This is a genomic window from uncultured Bacteroides sp., assembly GCF_910578895.1.
Classification (GTDB): Bacteria; Bacteroidota; Bacteroidia; order Bacteroidales; family Bacteroidaceae; genus Bacteroides.
In genome coordinates this window covers 23,070-45,055 of record NZ_CAJTSC010000005.1, presented here as the reverse complement: position 1 = coordinate 45,055, position 21,986 = coordinate 23,070, and the positions used below count along the sequence as shown (strand labels likewise).

The 21,986-nt window shown below is 53.1% G+C and carries 11 protein-coding genes; 6 read left to right on the top strand and 5 right to left on the bottom strand.

All coding sequences use genetic code 11. The annotated features are described in order from the left end of the window. Positions 1-19 precede the first annotated feature (19 nt). The 4 genes from QZ327_RS02465 (at position 20) to QZ327_RS02450 (ending at position 9,479) form a co-directional block, all read left to right on the top strand. A complete protein-coding gene (locus QZ327_RS02465) occupies positions 20-2,002 on the top strand; it encodes a RagB/SusD family nutrient uptake outer membrane protein (protein WP_294616822.1) in 1,983 nt (660 codons plus the stop codon). 19 nt (positions 2,003-2,021) lie between these two features. Beyond that, complete coding sequence (locus QZ327_RS02460) at positions 2,022-3,668, top strand: DUF5123 domain-containing protein (RefSeq protein ID WP_294616820.1); 1,647 nt, start codon at positions 2,022-2,024, stop codon at positions 3,666-3,668. Positions 3,669-4,454: 786 nt separating this feature from the next. Next, on the top strand, positions 4,455-7,679 hold the full coding sequence (locus QZ327_RS02455; protein ID WP_294616818.1) for a TonB-dependent receptor: 3,225 nt from the start codon (positions 4,455-4,457) through the stop codon (positions 7,677-7,679). 21 nt (positions 7,680-7,700) lie between these two features. Next, positions 7,701-9,479: a RagB/SusD family nutrient uptake outer membrane protein gene (locus QZ327_RS02450; RefSeq protein ID WP_294616816.1), complete on the top strand. Its 1,779-nt coding sequence runs from the start codon at positions 7,701-7,703 to the stop codon at positions 9,477-9,479. A gap of 147 nt (positions 9,480-9,626) precedes the next feature. Here QZ327_RS02450 and QZ327_RS02445 read toward each other — a convergent pair whose 3' ends face one another. Beyond that, on the bottom strand, positions 9,627-14,108 hold the full coding sequence (locus QZ327_RS02445; protein ID WP_294616814.1) for a two-component regulator propeller domain-containing protein: 4,482 nt from the start codon (positions 14,106-14,108) through the stop codon (positions 9,627-9,629). Positions 14,109-14,327: 219 nt separating this feature from the next. On the opposite strand from QZ327_RS02445, the gene QZ327_RS02440 reads away from it, so the two are divergent. Next, positions 14,328-15,485 carry an alpha/beta hydrolase family protein gene (locus tag QZ327_RS02440; protein ID WP_294616812.1) on the top strand — a complete coding sequence of 386 codons (1,158 nt, stop codon included), beginning with the start codon at positions 14,328-14,330 and terminating at the stop codon, positions 15,483-15,485. Positions 15,486-15,723: 238 nt separating this feature from the next. On the opposite strand, the gene QZ327_RS02435 is transcribed toward QZ327_RS02440, so the two are convergent. Together QZ327_RS02435 and QZ327_RS02430 are read right to left on the bottom strand one after the other, a co-directional pair. Then, positions 15,724-17,043 carry an acetylxylan esterase gene (locus tag QZ327_RS02435; RefSeq protein WP_294616810.1) on the bottom strand — a complete coding sequence of 440 codons (1,320 nt, stop codon included), beginning with the start codon at positions 17,041-17,043 and terminating at the stop codon, positions 15,724-15,726. 163 nt (positions 17,044-17,206) lie between these two features. Further along, on the bottom strand, positions 17,207-18,973 hold the full coding sequence (locus QZ327_RS02430) for a pectinesterase family protein (RefSeq protein WP_294616808.1): 1,767 nt from the start codon (positions 18,971-18,973) through the stop codon (positions 17,207-17,209). A gap of 153 nt (positions 18,974-19,126) precedes the next feature. Here QZ327_RS02430 and QZ327_RS02425 point away from each other — a divergent pair, with 153 nt between their 5' ends. Continuing rightward, the gene (locus QZ327_RS02425) at positions 19,127-19,483 is read left to right on the top strand and encodes a cupin domain-containing protein (RefSeq protein WP_294616807.1); all 357 of its coding nucleotides are present in this window, start codon (positions 19,127-19,129) and stop codon (positions 19,481-19,483) included. Between the two features lie 26 nt (positions 19,484-19,509). Here QZ327_RS02425 and QZ327_RS02420 read toward each other — a convergent pair whose 3' ends face one another. Then, entirely contained in the window at positions 19,510-20,472 is a 963-nt protein-coding gene (locus QZ327_RS02420) for a pectinesterase family protein (protein WP_294616804.1), read from the bottom strand. A 15-nt stretch (positions 20,473-20,487) separates the two neighbouring features. Further along, positions 20,488-21,711, bottom strand: coding sequence for a glycoside hydrolase family 88 protein (locus QZ327_RS02415; RefSeq protein ID WP_294616802.1), 1,224 nt, complete (start codon positions 21,709-21,711; stop codon positions 20,488-20,490). Positions 21,712-21,986: the final 275 nt, after the last annotated feature.

Below are 21,986 nucleotides of genomic sequence, written 5' to 3'. Positions count from 1 at the left end.
CTTAACAAATAGTACGAATATGAAAATAAATAAATATATCATAGCAACATTCATGGGAGCCGTAGCCTTGACTTCATGCGACGATTTCCTGAATGTAGAATCTCCTTCACAGTTCGACCCGAACTATGTTTTCTCCAACGAGAACGACGCACTGAAAATGTTGTTAGGTGCCTACAAAGAATTCAATGAAGACCCCTTCTCTTCCCGTATGGCAAACGTATGGGCGCAGAACACGGACGTGGAATGTATTGCACCGGGCGACAAACCGGACGGCTCACGCCGCGACATCTGGTCGCTGCAAGGCGGACTGCTGGAAAACTGGAGTGACATACAGAAAGCGTGGGACAGCAATTACCTCGCCGTAGACCGTTGCAACCAGGTAATCGAAGGCCTGGCGGGAAAAACGGAACCGGGCATGAGAGCCTTGCTGGGCGAAGCCCACTGTTTGCGTGCATACCGCTACTGGATGCTCTGCTGCAACTGGGGCGATGTGCCTTACTTTGCCCAGGCAGCCAAGGCGGGCATGGAACTTGACTTGCCCAAGACCGACAAGAACATCATCTTCACCAAAGAAATCCAGGCATTGGTCGACCACGAAGAAGACATGCCGTTCTCCGATGTGGCGCCCGCCGGCGTAGAGCGCATGAACCGCGACTTCGCCCTGGGGCTGATTGCCCGTCTGGCAATGTACCGCGCCGGATACGGAATGACAGCCGACGGTACGATGAAACGTGCCGACGACTATCTGGACGTTACAAGCGAGGACCTGACCGTGACCTACACAATAGACGGCACGGAAAAGAAAGCAAGCACTTCGAGAGACTATTATCAGTTGGCAAAGGATTATTGCCAGAAGCTGATCCGGCTGAAAGGACGCGAACTGCATGCAGACTATAAGGACATCTTCAAAAAGCAATGCGAGTTTGTCACTACTCCCAACGATGAAATCCTGTACGAAATAGCCCACGTGGAAGGTAACGGCGGCGATGTGGCATGGTGCATAGGCCAGGTGGTAACCGGCAGTTCCAAAGGAACGACAACCATCCAGGTAAACCTGAGCCCTGCTTATTACTGCTCGTTCGACGACAAAGACATCCGTCGCGACGTCACTTGCACGTTCGTAAAACATACGGCAGACAACATTCAGGCACTCGACGCCATCACAGGCATTGCAGTGGGCAAATGGAGCCGTATGATGATGACCAGCGAACCCGGTTCCGCTTCTTCCAAAGGCACAGGCATCAACTGGACCCTGATGCGCTATGCGGAAGTATTGCTGACATTGGCGGAAGCCGAAAACGAACTGAACGGTCCTACCGACCTGGCAAAGGACCAGTTGAAGAAGGTACGTGCCCGCGCTTTCGCAGCCGAAGACAAGGCGGAAAAGGTAGACGCTTACGTAAATGCCCTGACAACCCCGGACGATTTCCGCAACGCTGTCATCAACGAACGTGCATGGGAATTCGGTGGTGAAGCCCTGCGCAAATACGACCTGGTACGCTGGAACGTATATGGCAAGAAAATCGTGGAGACAAAGGAGATGCTCACCCAAATGGGACGTTCTTCCGTCGATGAGTTCGGCACCGAACCGGGCGTTCAGCCTTACCTCACGTATGCAAGAAAGCTCTATTACACCAAGAACAAAGGCATGGTTTCGTTCCTGAACACGAAGTACGCCCTTCCGGAAGAGGAAGTGCCCGCCGACAGCGAAATCGTCAAAGCCGAGGATTTGGACAAAGCGGGAAATGAAGGCAAATATGCCACCCACAACTTTACTTCCACATTGATAAAAGCCATCACCGTCAAAGACCCCGTCACGGGCGAGGAAGTAAAGACAGGAGAATATGAACCTGCCAACTACATCGTAAACTGCTACAGAGGATATACCGACGCCACAGGCGAGAGCGCGGTCCCCTATCTGCTGCCGATACCCGCGCAGAAGATTGCGAACAGCACTGTGCTGAACAACAACGGTTATGGAATTGTAAGAGGTGCTAACTAACTACTAAAAACAGAAAATTATGAAACATATATTCAATATCAAGACTTTATTGTTTTCACTTGCCTTAGGTGCGGGTGCTCTTATGACAAGTTGCGATGACAGTGACGATGTGACAAAGGCAGATGCCTTGTTCCGCCCCATTGTCAGCGAAACGGCTGTCGGCGGACAATGGATAGAACTAAACTGGGAACGCTACGAAGGTGCGGATTACTACGACCTGAGCCTGACCGGAAAAGACGGGCTTGACCTGTCGGTCGAGACAGACACTACGTTCTACCGTTTCGAAAACCTGAACTACGATACGGACTACACCATCAAAATCCGCTCGCACAGCAAAAGCAGCGGACTGGAGTCCAAGTATTTCGTAGTGCCCACCATTACCACAACAGATATCCCCACCCAGCTGAAAGGTGTGAGGGCAATCGACAACATGGCATTGGTGTCGTGGGAAACGGCTACCTACACCAACCTGAAACTGTTTCAAGTGGTGACTCCCGAAGGCAGCACGACAAAGGAAGAGGAATTGCTGGAAGACTATACGTTGACCGAAACAGACCTGAACTCCCAAACTGTGGAGTTCAGAAACCTGGAACCGGAAAGCAACTACATCGTACGTGCCTACAACAACGGCGAATATCTCGGAAAGAAAGTATTCTCCACCGCCGCACCGGAAGTTTACGAAGGGGTTGTGGCCAACTTGCGTAACCTGGCAGAAGAAGAAAGCTACGCCTATATGACCCAAAGCTTCTTTGCCGACAGCGTTGCCAAATATCCCGACCAGGACATCACCATCGTATTGGAAGGCGGATGCAAGTACCAACTGGATGGTACAATCACATTGCCTGCCACTCAAGGAACCATCAAGATTGTTACCGGACTCAGCCTTAAGGGAAATGCCATCATCGAAGTGAACGGCAACTATAATGCAGAAGGTGCCATCGGTGGTTTTGTTGCCGAGAAAATAACGTTCACCGAACATCCCAATGCTCCTAAAACCGGCAGTAACTTCGGTGGTAAATATCTTTTTAATCTCAACAAATCCGGAGCATCAATCGGCAAGGTAGAACTCAAGAATTGCGACATCAAGTACAAGCGCGGCATATTCCGCATCCAAACCCAAGCTACCGTTGAAAACTTCATCATAGACAATTGTGTGGTCGACTCGATAGGCGGATATGGAGTGGCAAACGCCGACAATGATGCAGCCGATATCAAGCACATCAAAGTAAGCAATTCCTCATTCTCACATTGCGAGAAACTCTTCGTACAAGGAAAGAACGCCAATGCCGAAGGAACATTCTCTGCCGCCAACTGTACATTTGTATATAATATGAAAAGCGGCGGAAACTACATGTTCGACTTCTCCAAACAGAAATTCACAGAAGACCCTGTCTTGAAAGACTGTGTATTCGGCCCCGGAAGCAATAACGGAAAACTCGGCACATACGCAGCATTCCGCGCAGCCAAAGGCAGCATGATGTTGGACAACTGCTACGGCACAAGCGACATCGCATGGTATGTCGGAACGGATGGAATACCGGTATCTTTCGACTTGAAACCCGCCGGCGGAGATGTAAAAAGTACATTCAAGGACGCAAGCAAGAGTGACTTCACTTTACTGATAAATGATTTGAAGAACGTTGCCGGCGACCCGCGCTGGTGGTAACAGACCTTCACCCGGGATATTCAGTGAATATCCCCACTTAAAGCAAAAGCAAAAGAGGTTGTCAAAACTCTCTTATTAACCCAATCACCCCTGTCACAGATATCTGTGGCAGGGGTGATTTCTATATTTCAGGCATTCCGACACATTCATTTATATGCAGCTCTCCGCAAGAAACATACAAACCACAACCCGGTTTATAGGTAATTTCATGTTTCACGAAAGCCCTTTTACGCATCAGAATTATATATAGCTTTATCCGCCAAATAAATAACCCGTCAAATCTGCGTCCAAAAAGCAAGTGCAGTGCTTAAATGAAAAAACCGTGCCGGCAGGACAAAACACCGGAAACGCCACGCGCGGGCATCCCGTTTCCCGGATATCGACACCTGTGGCGAGGGATATCAATGTCTGTCGTGATAAACACTAATGCCTGCCGCGATAAACACTAATGCTTGTCGTGATAAACACAAGTGTCTGTCGTGATAAACACAAGTGTCTGCCGCGATAAACACAAGTACCTGTCACGATAGACACTAATGCCTGTCACAACAGGCGTCTTTTCCCCCTTTCCTTCACTCAAAGACACCGATAAACAGAGAAATATGAGGGGAGAAAGAGATTTGTGCATACAACTTTTCACAGAGTAAAGACTAATTTTTCCACAAAGAATACCAAAAAATACCAATCCTTCAATACAATATGACATAATTTTGCATTCGAAAACAAGAAGGAACATCCGACAACAGATGTTAACCTTTTATATTAATAACTATAAAAAACAAGCTTATGAACTTAAAAAGACTTGCCAAAAGGGCATTGGCTACTCTGACATTGAGTATGTTGTGTTTAGTCGCTTTTGCACAGGGACACCCCATTTCGGGTACCGTAATCGACGGTACGGGCGAACCGGTCATCGGTGCAAACGTATTGGAAGTAGGTACTACGAACGGTGTCATTACCGACATTGACGGTAATTTCAAACTTAGCGTACAGCCCAACGCAAAAATCCAGGTATCCTTTATCGGTTACATCCCGCAAACCGTTGCAGTGGGCAATCAGAACAGAATCAAAGTAACGCTGAAAGAAGACGCGCAGGCGTTGGACGAAGTGGTGGTAGTAGGTTACGGAACCATGAAGAAGAACGATGTCACGGGTTCTTTGGCGTCCGTATCTTCCGAAAAACTCGCCGCACGCGGCGCACTTCGCGTAGAAGACGCCTTGCAGGGTTCCGTTCCCGGTGTGAACATCACGCAGGCAAACAGCCGTGCCAACGGAAAATTCAACATGCAGATCCGCGGCCAATCCTCCATCAACAACTCCGCCGGTCCTCTTTATGTGGTAGACGGCATGGTGGTTTCGTCCATCGACTTCCTGAACTCGGAAGATATCCAGCGCATCGATGTGTTGAAAGATGCCTCTTCTACAGCCATCTACGGTTCACGCGCTTCCGAAGGTGTCATCCTGATTACCACCAAGGGCGCAGGTGCCGGACAGAACAAGGCGCAACCGGTAGAAATCACGTACGACGGTTATTACGGCATCCGCAAAGTGGCACGCATGCCGGACTTCATGGGTGCCACGGAGTGGATGAACTACCGTTTCGCCAAATACACGACCTCAGACGGCCCGGATGACACAGGACGTATCAAATACATCATCAAAGATTCCGACCTGCAATCGGTGTTCCAGAATGGAACGGACTGGAAAGGCTCTCCGCTGTACGACAGCTGGATGAATGACAAAGGTTACGACTGGGCAGACCAGGTGTTGCAGACCGGTTCGCAACAGAACCACTTCATCAGCGCCAGCGGTGCCAGCGAAACGACCAACTACCGCCTGGGCGTAGGCTATCAAGGCGAGGAAAACGTATTCAGGAAGAACGACTACAACCGCTTCAACATCAAAGGCGCATTCGACAGCAAACTCTCCAAAGTGGTGGAAGCCGGAATGTCCGTCAACCTGGTATACGATGTACAGAACGATTGGTTTACAGACTCTTCCAATGCTTATTCTCCCTACAACAACGCATTCTGGTTTGCCCCGGTGGTTTCTCCCTGGGACGAGGACGGCAACCTGCTGCCGCTGCCGGCAAAGGTGGGCAACATGTCGTTGACATCCACCCCCAACCCGCTGGTGGACTTCGAGATTGACGCCTACGAGAACCAGACCCGCAAGTTCCATGTTTTCGGTAACGCCTACCTGCGTTTCAACATCATGGAAGGACTGAAATTCACAACTACATTCTCTCCCAACTTCTACCACGGACGTCAAGGCATCTTCATGGGCACAGGCGTGTCGGACAAGTATCCTTTGGGAACCGCTTATTATCAGAACAAGAAGAGCAACAAGGCTTCCGTAACGAACACAGACCGCCTGGACTGGACCTGGGACAACCAGGTGGACTACACCAAGACATGGGGCGACCACAGGATAGGCGCAATGGGATTGTTCTCCATGTACAAGACGGACAAGGAGACCTATACGCAAAGCGTAGAGGGTATCTCGGACGACAAACTCTCCTTCAACGCCATGGGAAAAGGCAGCAAGAACTGGGGCACGGGGTCTACGTATACGGAGTCTTCCATGGTTTCCGTGGCAGCCCGTTTGAACTACGCCTACAAGGAGCGTTACATGGCAACCGTAACCGTACGCGCCGACGGCTCCTCACGCTTCGCCGAGGGCAACCGTTGGGGTTGGTTCCCGTCTGCCGCCGTGGCATGGCGTGCTTCCGAGGAAGAGTTCCTGAAAGACGTGGACTGGCTGGATAACCTGAAACTGCGCTTGTCTTACGGTATCACGGGCAACAACAACGTGAACGACTACGTCACCATGTCTTCCGCAGCCGGTCCCACTTACATCGTAATGGGCGGCCACGAATACCAGGGATACTACGGCAACGGACTGATAGACCGCAACCTGATGTGGGAAAAAATCAAAGAGTTCAACTTCGGCGTTGATTTCGCCGTGCTGCAGAACCGCATCAACGTGACGGCAGACGCTTACCGCCGCCTGGCAGACGGTCAGATCATGAAGGCCACCGTGCCTTTGGAAACCGGCGAGAAGAACATCACCACCAACATCGGTTCCGTGCAGAACACCGGTGTCGAACTGGGATTGAACTTCGGCGTAATCCGCAACAAGAACTTCACATGGGATGTGAATGTGGCTTTCGCCCGCAACTGGAGCAAAATCAAGGAACTGCCCAACGGCGACGACGTTAGCAACAACTGGTTTATCGGCGAGCGTCTGAACGTATTGCGCGACTATACTTACGCAGGCATCATCACGGCAGACGGAGTCACGATGCACACAAAGGACGGCGACATACACTACACCTTGCAGGAGGTTTACGACAAGTACGGTCCCAAGAGCCCGAACAAGTTGAAATGGTATGAAGGCCAGATGGCTATCAACGACTGGAACAACGACGGCAAGATAGACGATGACGACAAGCAGATTTACGGCTGCACCGACCCGAAATGGACCGGAAGCCTGAGCTCGTCCATGACATACAAAGGATTCGACTTCTCCTTCATGCTCTATACCAAGCAGGGACAATGGTCGCGCAGCTACTTCCACGAACAATACATGGACATCAGCGACCGCGGCCGCCAAAAGGTAAGCTTCGACTACTACATCCCGGCAGGCACACCTGTGCTGGACAAGGAGACGGGCGATGTCACTTACCTGGAGAACGCACACCTGGGCGCCTACCCCTATCCCAACAACTACGAGAAGACAGGCGGCGGCTACTTCAGCAAGAGCAGTTCCGGCGTGAGATATCACAAAACCTCTTTCGTGAAAGTGAAGAACATCACATTGGGCTACACATTCCCGAAGAGCTGGATGAGCAAGATAGCCGTGAAGCATCTGCGCCTCTACGTCAATGTGCTCAATCCGTTCTGCTTCACCGGCTACAAAGGCTTCGACCCGGAATGGGCAAGCGCCAACCTGACCGACGGCGGTCCTGCTTCCGTGACTTACCAAATCGGTGCCAACATTAAATTCTAATCAGTCTTAATAACCAAACGTATGAAACTATATAAGAAACTATTATACACGATGTGCATGGCAGGTTCCATGACATTGGCAGGATGCGGCGACTTCCTCACTCCGGACAACAAAAGTTCTGTGACCGACATCGACTATTTCAGCACCCCTGCCGGATTTCAATCACTGGTCTACGATGCGTATGCACAGTTGAAGAACATCTATAACAACAGCGATGTGAACCAGTTCTTCCACACCGGTACGGACATCTACCAGGACGGCCGCAACGAGCTGAGCCACGCGCTGCACCGCTGGTCCACCTTCACCCCCGAGAACGGTACGGTAAAAGACTTCTACACCTACTGCTACGACGGCATCCGCTCATGCCTTGCCATCCAGTACTATGCCGGCATGGCAGCAGTCGGCGATGATGCAAAGCAAAAGGCAATTGATGAAGGACGGTTTGTAGAGTCTCTCTACTATTATCTGTTGGTAAACAACTTCGGAGGCGTTCCTTTGGTGACAGATTATGCGGCTTCCGCCATCAAAGGCTACCCGCGCGCCACGGCAGAAGCCGTATACGAGCATATCATCAGCGAGCTGACCGACATCATCGCCAACAACAAGCTGGTGGCAAGCTCCGCCACGCAGGGCGGCGGCGAGGCAAGCATCGAAGCAGCCAAAGCGCTGCTTGCCAAAACCTACCTGTCCGCAGCATGGGATTTGAAGAAAGACGCCTATTTTGCAGAAGCCGCCAAGTATGCCGACCAGGTAATCAACGGACGTGAGCTGACTACCGAATTTGCCGACCTCTGGGCAGCCGACCGCTCGGGAGACGATGATGCCGAATTCATCTTCGACCTTGAATACGACGAAGCAAACCAGCACGACAGCAACGACGGCAACCGCTGGCAAAGCATGTTCTCCAACTATTACGGCGGTGCCGAGGAAGGCATGAAGAACGGCTCTTCCAACTGCATCCCCAACATGCACATGTTGCGCTATTTCGAACCGGGCGACAAACGTTACGATGCCACTTTCATGAAAACCCTGCTCGTAAAGAAGGCGTGGACCATCGAAGGCGGCTTCAAGGAAAACGGCAACCCCCTTGGCGACTACTTCGCCTTCTACAAAAACGGACAGACCGCACAAGGCAAAATGGTAGGCGTATACTATCCGGCTTATTGGGAATGTGACGCGGCATCGGTAGCGGCATGGCGTGCCGAAGACCCGGAAAACCGCAAGAACACATTCGTCATTCCGCAAAGCGAGCTGACCGCCAAGATGGAACCGATGTCCATCTATGAGGAGGACCTGGCGGAATTTCCCGACGGCGTGATTGCAAAATATGACTACGACAGCGACGACTGCACCAAGATGAGCTGGTCTTGCCATCCTTGCCGCAAATTCGACGACAGCCAAAGAGGCGTGTACGAAGCAGGAAGAAGCTTCCGCGACTTGCACATCATCACCCTGCCCGAACTCTTCTTTGTGGCAGCGGAGGCATATTACAAGATGAACAGCCCCAAAGCGCTCGAACGCCTGAACTCCGTACGCAAACGTGCCGGCCTGGCAGATGCCGCAAGCATCGACCTGGATGTAATCTTGAAAGAATCGGCTTGTGAAATGTTCGGCAACGGCTACCGCCGCATGGACCTCCGCCGCATGGGCAAACTTGTGGAGTACAACAACTTGTATAACATCCGTCTGAAAGGAAGTGCCGCAACAGCCATCGGTGAAAAACTGTTATGGCCCATTCCGCAGGCGGCAATCGATGCCAACGACCAGTTGAGCATGGAAGACCAAAACCCCGGATACTAAAACCTCCGCAGGTTATTAATAAAACAAAGCTTCTATGAAAATCGTGAGATTTTAAAATAGACATTCTTTACAAAAAGGAGGATGAGTCTTCACACAGACTCATCCTCCTGTCATTTATCAATCATCCGTTCTTTCTCTCCCCTTCCACTACTGTTTTTTCATCTCCTTGTCCCGATACTCCGTCGGCGTCATCCCCATCTTCTGCTTGAAGCATTTGCTGAAATAGCGCGGGTCGTTGATACCCACCATGTAGGCAATCTGCGTCATCGAGTATTCTCCGGTACCTATCAGCTGGACAGCGCGATTGATGCGCATCTCCTTTATAAATTCGATAGGCGCCAGACCGGTCAGGGTCTTCAGCTTCTTGAAGAAAACGGAACGGCTGACGGCAAGTTCGCGCACAAAATCATCTACCACCAGGTCGCCGTTGTCCATATTCTTCTCCATCAGTTCCACAAGCTTGTCCATGAACTTGCGGTCGTTGGGAGACATCGCAGGAGATTGGTCCGCTTCGGCACCGTCCCCGGCGTCCTCGCCCTGCTGTCCGCCGGCAACGGGCATGTCCGCTCCTGTAGGCATCAGGTCCTGGCGATACAGAGCCTGCAACTTCTGCCGCTGGGCAAGCAGGTTCTTTACACGCGCTTTCAGATAAGTGGCGCTGAAAGGCTTGGTTATGTAGTCGTCGGCACCGTATTCCAGCCCCTCCAGCTTGCTTTCGATGGACGATTTTGCCGTAAGCAGCACGACAGGGATGTGGCTGGTAGTCATATCCGCACGCAGTTCGCGGGTCATGGCGATGCCGTCCTTCACCGGCATCATCACATCGCTGACAATGATATCCGGCAGGAACTTCAGCGCCTTGTCCAACCCCTCCGCACCATCGGCGGCCTCTACGACACGATAGTCCGAAGAGAATATGCTGCGCAGGAATATGCGCAACTCGGAATTGTCCTCCACCAGCAGCATCAGGCCTTTGGCGGTTTCCTCCTCCCCGCTCTTCTGCGGGTTGTCCTCCGTGCCCGGCTGCGAGGAAACCGGCGCTTCCGCATCCGCGGCAGGCTGCTGCCGGCTGTGCTCCAGCCCCACGGTCACATCGTCCTGCATAAATTCCACCGATTCGTCATAATGTTCCTTGCCTTTCACGAAGTCTATCCTGAAGCAGCTTCCTTCGCCCAGCTTGCTGTCTACCGAAATCTGCGCCTTGTGCATCTCCACCAGCTCCTTCACCAGTGACAGCCCGATGCCCGTGCTGGGATTGAACAGGTTACGGTCCACCAGGTTCTCAAAGCGGACAAAAATCGACTTCTTGTTGTTCTCGGCAATGCCGATGCCCTGGTCCTGCACGCCGACGGAAACCGTAGCCTCGTCCTCGTGGATGAATATCTTGATCATCTTTCCGTTCGGGGTGTACTTGAAGGCGTTGGAGAGCAAGTTGAAAATTATCTTCTCGTACTTGTCGGGGTCCACCCACAGGTAAAGCCCGGTCTTTTCCGTCTCGAACAGGAAGTCGATGCGGTGCTCCTCTGCCACGGAGTCGAAGTTCTCCATAATCTTGCGCGTAAACGCCACCACATCGACGCGCTGCACCAGCATCTTCATCTTCCTGTTCTGTATCTTGCGGAAGTCGAGTATCTGGTTGACAAGGCGCAGCATCCGGTTTGTGTTGCGCTCCACGACCTGCAACTGCTCGCGGGCGTCCGCCGGTAGCTGCACATTCTGCAACACATACTCCACCGGACCGGAAATCAGCGTCAGAGGAGTGCGCAATTCATGGGAGATATCCGTAAAGAAACGCAGTTTCATATTCGTCATCTGCTGCTCTACGGACACCTCATGCTTCAGCCTGTAGATGGTGAACAGGATGTGGACGGCGGTGACGATAATCAGCAGCACGAACAGCACGTACAGGAAATAGGCAAACGAAGTCTCCCAGAAGGAAGGAAGCACCTCTATGTCGAGCAAACGCGTGTTTTCCGTCCACACGCCCTCGGCGTTGGTGGAGCGGACCTTAAACACATAGTGGCCTTTGGGCAGGTTGGTGTAGGTTGCCGTGCGCTGCTTGCCCACGTAGTTCCAGGCTTTCTCAAAGCCGTCCAGTATATAGGCATACTGGATTTCCGCCGGTCCGGTGTAGTCGAGCGCCGCAAACTGTATGGTGAAGATATTCTCCTTGTGAGAGAGCTTCAGCTCGCGCGTATCGTCCAGGCTTTGCCGCAGCACCGATTTCCCGCCCGGCACCACATCCTCGTTCGCCACCAGCAGTTTGGAGAACACGAGTGGCGGAACATAGCTGCTTTTGCGGATGGAGTCCGGATTGAAGATGAAAATGCCGTTGCTCGTCCCGTACATGAGTTCTCCCCACGAGGTATAGACCGATGCCGCTTCGCTGAAACGCGTGCGGAACGACATGCGTTTGCCGGCGTAATTCTCGAACCTCTCCTCCTCCGGGACAAACTTGCTGATGCCGTTCTCCGTGCTCATCCAAAGATTGCCCTTGCCGTCTTCACGCACGGCAAGCAGCATGTCCGACGGCAGTCCGTCTTCTACGCTGTACGACCGGAACCTCGCGTTGCCGCCGGCATCTACGGACTGCAGCCTGTTCAGCCCCCCGCCGAAAGTGGCGAGGTAAAGTTCCTTGTTGCGGGTAGAGAGCATCCAATGCACATCGTTGTTGCTCAAGCTATGCCTGTCGTCCTGCACGCGCTGGTAATGGTGGAACACGGCATCTTCCGGTTTCTTGAAACTGCCGTCCACCATGAGCGCGCCGGAGGTGGTGGCAATCCAGATGTTCCCCCTATGGTCGCCGGTGATGAAACGCACCTTATGACATTTGTCTATGGGGAATCCCTTCAGGTTGTTGCGATGGTTGACAAACAGCTCCCTGCCTTCCCCGTCGCGTGCCAGGTAGTTTATCCCGCCGCCGAAGGTGGCAACCCAGATGCGGCCTTTGCCATCCTCGTAGACGCAATACACGTTGTCATCGCTCAAGCTGTAGATATCGTCTTTCCGGTAGCGGTAGCGCGTCAGCTTATAGCGCCTTTCACCCTGAGGCTCCGCCTTTACCAGCCCGTCTCCTTTGGTGGCAATCCAAAGGTTGTGCCCGCTGTCCTGAAAAATGAAATAGACGTTTCCACCCAGCGGGGTTCCCGTGCGGGATACGGTGCCGCTTTCCGTCAGGTAGCCGTATTCCGTACGCTCCTTGTCATATACCCTGAGCTTGCCGTCCTTCAGCCCTACCCAAAGGTTGTGCCGCGCGTCCTCGCACAGGGCACGCACCTCGTTGCTCAACGATTCGTAGCGATGGGGTTCGGGCGTCATCCTGCCGAACGGAGAAGACCGGAAAGTGATTTTCTCCAACCCTTTGGAGTGGGTGCACATCCATAAATTGCCCTGGCGGTCGGAAAAGGCGGAATGAATCTTGTTGGAAAAGCGCCAGTCGGCGTCCGACAAGCCGTTGTAGAAAGCACACAGCCTGTTGCCAGCCCTGTCAAAACGCGAAAACCCTCCGCCGTAGGGATGCACCCATACCGTGCCGTGGATATCTTCGTGCACATGGAATGCCGGACGCGAACGGTCGGTGCTGGTGGGCTCCACCCGCGTCACTTCCGTTTTCAGCACCTTTGTCTTCGCGTTGAAATGCGCCACGGTGCCCGGCACCTCCTGCTCGAACCAGACTTCCGAATACCTGTCCACATAGACGGAGCAGACCGGCGCCTTGGGCAGGCGGGATGCCTCATAATGTTCGGTTGCTCCGGACAGGGCGTCATAGATGAAAAAGCCGGCGGTCTCGGTGGCTATCACAAGCTCCTGCCCGCCTGTTTTCTTTATCGCCACAATGCGCGAGGAAACGGGCAGCTGCAAGAGAAGGAATTGCCCGTCCTTCTTCCGGTAGCGCCACACGCGCCCGTTGTCCGAACCGAAAAACAGTTCGTCTCCCAGCTCCTGGGCGGCATAAAACACCTGCCCGGCGGCGTCTTCCTTGTTGGCGGTCTCCACAAAATAAGACACGAGCCGGCGGCTGCCTTCGGCAAGCATGCCCAGCCCGTTGTCGGTCAGTATCCACTCGTTCCCCGCGTTGTCTTCATACACATCGTATACATGCGTGGCGGGCAGCAGGTCCGACTTGGCGGAATACCACTCCGAAGCGAGCCGGCAGGTGGCAGGGTCCGTTTTCACCCGTATGGCTCCCTCGTTTTCCGAAAGCAGCCATACGGAGCCGCACGGCAATATCCTGACCGAAGTGACAAGCACCTTCCGCCCCTTCTCCTCCGTGGCAGGCACGCTCTCGAAGGTTTCGGAACGGGTGTCGAAGCGGTAGACCCGGTTGTCGTACGTCTGCAACCAAAGAAAGCCGTATTTGTCCTCGCCAATATAGTCCACGCGGTTGTTCGTCAGGTTGACCTGATTGCCGAACTTCGCCTTATAGGTCCTGAAGGCATATCCGTCAAACTTATTAATCCCGTCCCACGTGGCAAACCACATGTTTCCTTTCCTGTCCTGCAAAATGCACATCACGGTGTTTTGGGAGAGTCCCTCTTCGGACGAATAGTGGGTAAACAGGCAATCCGGCTGCGACTTAACCGGCAGCACGCACATCAGACCGACAATCAGATATAAGATTTTTCTCATAGTATATTCATTCTGTGGCGTAAAGATACATATTTCATTGAAAAATCCCGTATCTTTGTTCTGATTTTAGCAGCACAGCTCACGGCTTTTGCATTTAGGGGAGTTAGAGGGACATATAGTTCTCTCATGACAGGCATATAGCTTCCTCGCGGCAGGCATGCTGCCGCAACATGGGGTCTGTCAAAAACCATGGCATTGAACAAGAAAAACATAACCAACATGAAACGATTTGTTATACTCTCATTTATTTTCCTTGCCGCCTGCCTGCAGATTAAGGCGCAAACGGATACGGCAAGTTACGAAGTGATAAAAAACATGCCCGCCTTTTACGAACAGCTGAAGCGGCAGCTCACCTTCCCCGAAGCGTGGGGAAATTCCGCAACGAAGGACTTCAGGAAGTGGAGGGCGGGAGCACGCCAAACGGTGATGGAGTGCATGCAGAACCTGCCGCCAGCCGCCGAAGCGTACAAAATGTCCGTCGCCGGCACCGAACGACGGGCGGGGTATGAGGCACGCAAGATATGGTTCAACGTATCGGAATGGTCGCGCATACCGGCTTACCTGCTGGTTCCCGACGGTGAAGGACCTTTTCCGGCGGTCATAATGCTGCACGACCACGGCGCGCACTTCTCCATCGGCAAAGAGAAAATGGTACGCCCCTTCGGAGTGGCGCCGGAAGTGTCTGCCGATGCCGACGACTGGGCGGCGCGCTGTTACGACGGGCAGTACGCGGGCGATTACTTTGCGCAAAACGGCTATGTGGTATTGGCCATAGACGCCCTGTTCTGGGGAGAACGCGGACGGAAGGAAGGGGTGAGCTATGACGGACAGCAGGCACTTGCCTCCAACTTCATGCAGATGGGGGCGTCGTGGGGAGCCTTTATCAACATGGACGATGTGCGCAGCGCCGAGTTTCTGGCTTCACTGCCCGTGGTGGACAAGGAAAAGGTGGGTTGCCTGGGCTTCTCCATGGGAGCGTACCGCTCGTGGATGCTTGCCGCGCTGACCGACTGCGTAAAGGCATCCGCATCCATCTGCTGGATGAACACCACGGAACATCTGATGACGCTTGCCAACAACCAGAACAAGGGCGGTTCTGCCTACTCCATGCTTATCCCCGGCTTAAGGCGCTATCTGGACTACCCGCACACGGCAAGCATCGCGTGCCCCAAACCGTCCCTGTTTTTCAACGGCAGCCGTGACAAGCTGTTCCCGGTGGAAGGGGTGAAGGATGCGTACCGGACAATGAGGGCGGTGTGGGAAAGCCAACATGCCGGAGACAGGCTGGTCACCAAAATCTGGGAAGAGAAGCACTTCTTCAGCAAGGAAATGCAGAGGGAGACGCTGGAGTTTTTCGATAAGAAATTGAAGAAATAGGAGTCTGTTTCAGGAAGAAGGCATGTCAAAACTCCAACTTCGAGAACATGAGCTTATCATTTGATATTTGAACATATTAAAAGACTAAAGAGAGGGTCGTATCATTACTCAATACAGAGTTTGATACGACCCTTTTAAGTGTTATAGTCATAACCTGTAACTTCGGGGAATGGTCATTTTAGTTTCGGCACACCCTCTTCGTTTACAGGAGTTGGAAGGATAATCATTTCTTCCAACTCTATTTCAGATGCTTCTTTATCCAAAGCAAGTGCCCGTATTCCGTATCTTCGGACGTCCAATGCTCGTTGACGGGGGTGACAAGCGCCTCTTTGGGACAGTCCAGCACGTTGTACACGATGTAGCTGGTGGTGGGCGGGCAGGTATCGTCGTTGTATCCCCAAGTGATGTAAGTGGGGACTTTTATGCGGCGGGCAAAGTTCACGACATCATAATATGCCATTGTGTCCAGCTTATCGGCAGTATCCATGCCTGCCACGCGGAAGAAGTGCGGATAGCCGCCCGCCCTGCCTACCTTATATCCCGCCATATCGCTTAAAGCCGGATGATTTGCCACACATGCCGTTACCCGCGCATCGAGCCCGGCGGTGACCAATGCCAGCGCGCCGCCCTGGCTGCCGCCTTGCACAATCACGTTCTTGCCGTCCCACTCCGGCAGGGAAGTCAGGAAATCGATGCTGCGGACACAGGCAAGGTAAACGCGCTTCATGTAGTAGTTGTCCTTGTTGTCCAGCCCGTTCGACAGGTAGCCGTTCTCCCTGCCGTTGAAAGCGGTGCTGATTTCCTTGAATTGCGCTTCGGACATTTCGGGATTGAGCCCGTGTATTTCCATCTCGAAACGGATGCAGCCCTGCTCGGCGTAGTACTTGTGGCGCAGAGGTTCCTTGATGGTCTTGATGCCTGCCCCCGGCGGGCAAAGCACTACCGGACAGGCGCCTTTGCGCATGTTCTTGGGACAGGTCAGGTAGCCGTAGATACTCTGTCCGCGGTTGTTGAGCCGCAGTTTTACCAGGTAGCAGTCTATCTTGTCGGTGGAATACTTTTCAACCCACTCTTTGGTATACGACAAAGGGAAACCGGCGGCTTCGGATTTGTTCTTATCCCAAAACGCATCAAAACCGGCCGGCATCTTTGTATAAGGTTGGAGTTTCTCGGGCGAGAAGCCCACCTTGATGTGGTGCTTGTAAGTCTTTCCGGCAATGGTGGCTTGCAGGCGGCAGTCGCGGAAACCGGGCTGCTTCATAGTGCCGATGGCAATAACCGCCTTGCCGTTCTTCAGCGTCACAGCGCCCTTCGCATCGGAAGGCATCATGTCGTCTCCAAGTTCGTAGCTGACCGTCACTCCGTCTTGCGGAATGCCGTATTTATAGAACTGCACTTCCACAGTGGCTTTCTCTCCCGTGCGGTAGAGCCAGTCGGCATGGTCGGGCACGGTCACCCAAAGCACATCACTGCGGTAGGGATAGTTCTCCGCGCCCGCAGGCAATACAAAGCCCATCAACAGGGCTATTACGGCTGATATTGTTTTGTTGTTTATCATTTCAAGATTGGTTTATCGGTTACTGTTTATTACATTATTGTTTACTGTTTCAGCAAGTACCGGTGATTATTATCACATACCATCTGCCATTCGGCGTGCAGCGAATAACCTCTTTATACTTACTTATTGTCTTTTCTCTACTGTCTCGGCATCGGTTTGCCAATCAGCGCTTGACATTGACCAACGCATTGCCGTCTGCCACCGGGTTCCAGCCGTCGGCACCGGCAAGGACACTCTCCATTTCATAGCCTTTCGTGTTTTTCAGCTGGTGCGAGAAGGCGGCACGGGCTTTAGGGTCGGCACCTTCGCCCCGGCTCTCATATTCGGCATAGAAGGCAGTCTTTTCGTTCTCCTTCTTTCCCCAGTTGTTCCAACCGGCAGGAAGGATGTGCCCGCCAAGCTCGCAACGGATGAACACCGCCTGCGCATAAGGACGCCACGGGCGGGACAGATAGACGTTCTTCACCGCCGCGTCTGCCGTAAGCTTGCAGTCGTAAAACACATAGCCATACTTCTGCCCCTTGTCGGTAGAGGGTGCCGTGACATAGCCGTCGCGCTTGCTGTGGATGTGGCAGCGGTTGAACACCGCTACGGACCAGCCGAATATGAAGTCGACAGTGCCTTCTATGTAGCACTCCTCATAATACTGGCGGCAACCTTTTCCGTAGGTATAGAGCGTATCCTGGAAGCCGAGGAAACGGCAGTTCTTGAAATAGGCACGGTCGGCACTGACAAAGCACGCCACCGCCTGCCCCACAGGACCGGACGTATTCTCGAACGTGATATTCTCCACATAAAAGTCGGGCGCATAGATGTAGCACGAAGCCGAACCGGACGTTCCTTTGTTCTCGCCGAACACGTTCCGCTTGTCCGCATAGTCGTCGTATGATATGACGGCGCCTTCCTGTCCTGTCAAGGAGATATTGATTTTACTTTCGGGCACAATCAGTTTTTCCTTGTACACGCCTTTGCGCACCAGTATCGTGGTACGCACGTTCTTGCGGAAGTCGGGCACAGCGTTGATGGCTTCCTGCACGCTGAAGAAATCGCCGCTGCCGTCCTGCGCCACCACGAAGTCGTAGTGACGGACATGTTTTGCCAGTTCCGGCACTTCCTTGGCGATAGCGTCCACCGTGATGCCGGCAATGACGCGTGCGCCGTGCACGTTCAGGTGCGTATTGTCCTCGCGCCCTTTAGGCATGGCGGCAACGGTATTGGCGGGCACCCACATGAAGAGTTTTTTGGACTCCTCGGGTCCTATGCTTTCCACCAGCTCGCGGGTGAGCTTGTTCATATCCACAAAAGGGACGTCCAGCTCTTTCGCCACGTTGCGCGGAGAGTCCAGATAGGCACCGTGCGTGTCTATCAGTTTATCCCCTGTTTCGGGCACGACGGCGGGCGAAGCATCGTGCTTTGCATCGGGATTAATCCCCTTGCGGATGTCGTCCTGCAGAATGGCTTCCGCCACCGCCTTGTTGTCGGCTGTTCCGAAGTTGCGGCGCACAATGGAGTTGAACAGGACGGGAATGCCGCCTTTGGCACGGGTTTCGTTGACGAACTTGCGCAGGTTGGCGTCGAAAGTCGTTCCCGGGTCCGTATGGCGGTCGGCTTTGGGCTTCTCGTCGTTGTGTCCGAACTGGATAAACACATAGTCGCCTTTCTTTATCAGCGACAGCACCTTGTCCCAGCGGCCTTCGTCAATGAAGCTCTTCGAACTGCGACCGTTTTGCGCATGGTTGTCCACAATGATATCTTCCGAGAAGAAACCGGGCAGGACATGCCCCCATCCTCTTTCGGGATTGCCACCCGTCAACGACTTGTCGGACATGGTAGAATCGCCAATCATGAAAATCGTAATCTTCGGCTTGCCGGCTGTAAAAGCCGAAAGCACCAGAAGCAGCCCCAAGAGGCAAATGAACGTATGTTTCATATTATATAAATGTTTAATGAACGTATGTTTCATACCATATAAATGGTTAATGAGTGTATGTTCATGCCATATAAATGGTTAAGTATTGGCGCAAGCGGCAGAACAATCGATTTTAATCGTATATTTGCCTGCTCAAACCAACTTACAAACCAGATGAAGAAGACAAGAAGCAACACGTTTATTCTCGAAAACGAGAAAGCATGGGAACCCGCCGGCGAAGGCGTGACCCGCCAGATTATGGGATACGACGGCCAGGTGATGCTCGTCAAAGTGAAATTCGAGCAAGGCGCGACAGGCGCGCCGCACACCCACTACCACACGCAAACGACCTACGTGGCAAGCGGCAAGTTCGAGTTCACCGTCAACGGCGAGAAACAGACCGTATCGGCAGGCGACGGCATCTACATCGAACCGGACGCCGAGCACGGATGCACCTGCCTGGAAGCCGGCATACTGATAGACTGCTTCAGCCCCATGAGAGCGGACTTCCTGACCGCATGCCGTGACTAAGCCGCACCGTCATCCGGGGTGTCCTGTCAGGGCTGTGGCACGCTCCACCCGCTGCACATCCTGAAGAGGTAATCCGGCTCTTCGTACCTGGCAGCCTCCTTCCGGGTCAGTTGCCTTGCCCATTTCACCCGCTGTGCCGCATCGGCTCCTTCGCCCGTGCTTCCATACTCGGCATAGCGGGCTGTCTTTTCGTTTTCGGGGTTGCGCCAGTTGTCCCATCCTGCCGGACGGATATGCTTGCCCAGCTCGCAGTTAAGAAACACCGTCGCCGCGTAAGGACGCCACGGACGCCCCAAGTAGACCTTGTCCACGCCCGGAACGGCAGTCAGCTTGCAGTTGCTGAATACATATCCCACTTCCACATCCTGCGGAGTAGAGGCGGCGGTGATGTACGAATTGGCTTTGCTGTGGATGACGCAATCCTTGAACAGTGCCGTGGAAGGCCCGAAGATGAAATCGGTAGTGCCTTCGATATAACAGTTCAAGAAACAGAGACGGGTGCCTTTCGTGCCGGTATAGATGGTATCCTGGTTTCCCAGGAAACGGCAGTTGACGAAGAGCAGGCGGTCGCCTTCCGTATGGAGCGCAACAGCCTGCCCCAGGCGGGCGGCATTGTTCTCTATCGTCAGGTTCTTGAAAGTAATGGAGTTGCCCTCCACCTTCATGGTATAGGTGCGGAACGTTCCCATCTTATTGATATTGGCATGGTCGTCGTACGTGATGACCGTGCTCTCCGCGTCTTCGCCGATGAAATCGACGTTCTCCAGCCAGGAGGGAAGAACCACCTTCTCCTTATACACACCCTTCCGGACTAGCACCGTCACCTTATAGTCCATAAAGGCGCGGATGCCCTCCATCGCTTCGGTCAGCGTACGGTAATCTCCCGTGCCGTCTCGTGCCACGACAATCGTATCTTTCCACTGCTGCGCCGCCGACAACGAACCGATGCCGCAGAGCAACGCTATCACAAAACTGCAAAATGTCTTCATCGTCTCTTTCCTCAATTATTTCCGGTTAACGATTACTTTCACCTCCTGAAGGCGCTCCCACTCCAACGACGCAAGGATAAACGGACCTACGGCTTTGGGGTCGTTGCTGCGGATGGTCTCGTTGATGTAATAATCATAATCGCCCGAACGGTACACCTTTCCGCCCAGCCCCGCCACGGCACAGGCTTGCGTGATGCTCACCACACCGTCCTTGTCTACCTCTATGAAGCGGTCAAGGATGCCTTTATACCCTTTCAGCGCCACTTCCAGGTAGGATTTGTCAATGTATCCCTTGCGCACCGCCTTGAATAGGGAGTAGACGAACATAGTGGAGCAGGAAGACTCCAGATAGTTGCCCGGCGCCCCGCTCTTGTCCAGCACCTGATACCACAGGCCGGTCTTGGCATCCTGCAGGCGCTTCACCTGAGAGGCTATCTTGTTGAGGACAAACAGCATGGAGTCGCGTCCCGCCTCATGCTCGGGGATGAACTCCAGCGCATCTACAAACGCCATGGCATACCAGCCCATGGCGCGCCCCCAGCTATGCTTGGACTGCCCGGTGGCGGGGTCCGCCCAACGCTCCTTGCGGCTTACGTCGCAGGCATGGCGGTAGACATCGTTCTTCGGGTCGTACGTGTGGCGGGCAGCCATCAGGAACTGGTTGATGACATCCGCATAATCATTCACCCGGTTGTTGCGGAAGGCATACTCCGCATAGAAAGGAGCTCCCATGTAGATGCCGTCCAGCCACACCTGGTTCGGGTAAATCTTCTTGTGCCAGAAGCCGCCGTCCGCATTGCGGGGATGCTCGTCGAGCTGGCTCCTCATCAGGGCAAGCGCCTTCCTGTATTTCTCGTCCTTTGTCTGCTCGTAGATGCGGAAGATGAATTTGCCGGAGTTGACGCGGTCCAGGCTGTACTCCTCGCGCTTGTACATCTTGATGGTGCCGTCGGCATTCACCATCGTGTCGGCATAAGCCAGGGCATAGTCATAGATTTTCCGGTCGCCGTAGCGGTCGTACACATCCAGCATCGCCTGCAACTCCAGCCCGTGGCAATAGTCCCATTTCAGCCGGGGCTGGAAATCCAGCTGCCAGGACTCCGGGCAACGGATCATTTCGGACCGCACCATGCGCACCGACCACGGCAAGTCCGTGGCTACGCGCTGTGCAAGCATGCCCAGGGGAGCAGACAATAATAAAACAGATACGATAAAACTGCAAATAAAGTTCTTTTTCATGAAGTTGTTGTTTTTGGGTATTAGACCATATAATCATTCACGAAGCAAAAGTAGGGCTTTCTGTCCGAACGGCTGTGTATTTTTTGGCGCAACGGGTGTGTTTTTTGATTTTCGTGTGCGAAAACGAAGAAATTTGTGCACGATAACGACAAATTTGTCCAAAATCATCCTTATTTTCTATTTATTATGCCTTTACAGTTTGATTAATTGGGAAAAGGTCTTATTTTTGACCCCGGTTTTCAACCCATACCATTGCAAAGCATAATCATTTACCA

Excerpts from the sequence above, each read along its gene's own strand:
- QZ327_RS02455 (WP_294616818.1), top strand. The coding sequence starts at position 4,455 with ATGAACTTAAAAAGACTTGCCAAAAGGGCATTGGCTACTCTGACATTG.
- QZ327_RS02460 (WP_294616820.1), top strand. The coding sequence starts at position 2,022 with ATGAAACATATATTCAATATCAAGACTTTATTGTTTTCACTTGCCTTA.
- QZ327_RS02440 (WP_294616812.1), top strand. The coding sequence starts at position 14,328 with ATGAAACGATTTGTTATACTCTCATTTATTTTCCTTGCCGCCTGCCTG.
- QZ327_RS02465 (WP_294616822.1), top strand. The coding sequence starts at position 20 with ATGAAAATAAATAAATATATCATAGCAACATTCATGGGAGCCGTAGCC.
- QZ327_RS02450 (WP_294616816.1), top strand. The coding sequence starts at position 7,701 with ATGAAACTATATAAGAAACTATTATACACGATGTGCATGGCAGGTTCC.
- QZ327_RS02435 (WP_294616810.1), bottom strand. The coding sequence starts at position 17,043 with ATGATAAACAACAAAACAATATCAGCCGTAATAGCCCTGTTGATGGGC.
- QZ327_RS02430 (WP_294616808.1), bottom strand. The coding sequence starts at position 18,973 with ATGAAACATACGTTCATTTGCCTCTTGGGGCTGCTTCTGGTGCTTTCG.
- QZ327_RS02420 (WP_294616804.1), bottom strand. The coding sequence starts at position 20,472 with ATGAAGACATTTTGCAGTTTTGTGATAGCGTTGCTCTGCGGCATCGGT.
- QZ327_RS02425 (WP_294616807.1), top strand. The coding sequence starts at position 19,127 with ATGAAGAAGACAAGAAGCAACACGTTTATTCTCGAAAACGAGAAAGCA.
- QZ327_RS02445 (WP_294616814.1), bottom strand. The coding sequence starts at position 14,108 with ATGAGAAAAATCTTATATCTGATTGTCGGTCTGATGTGCGTGCTGCCG.
- QZ327_RS02415 (WP_294616802.1), bottom strand. The coding sequence starts at position 21,711 with ATGAAAAAGAACTTTATTTGCAGTTTTATCGTATCTGTTTTATTATTG.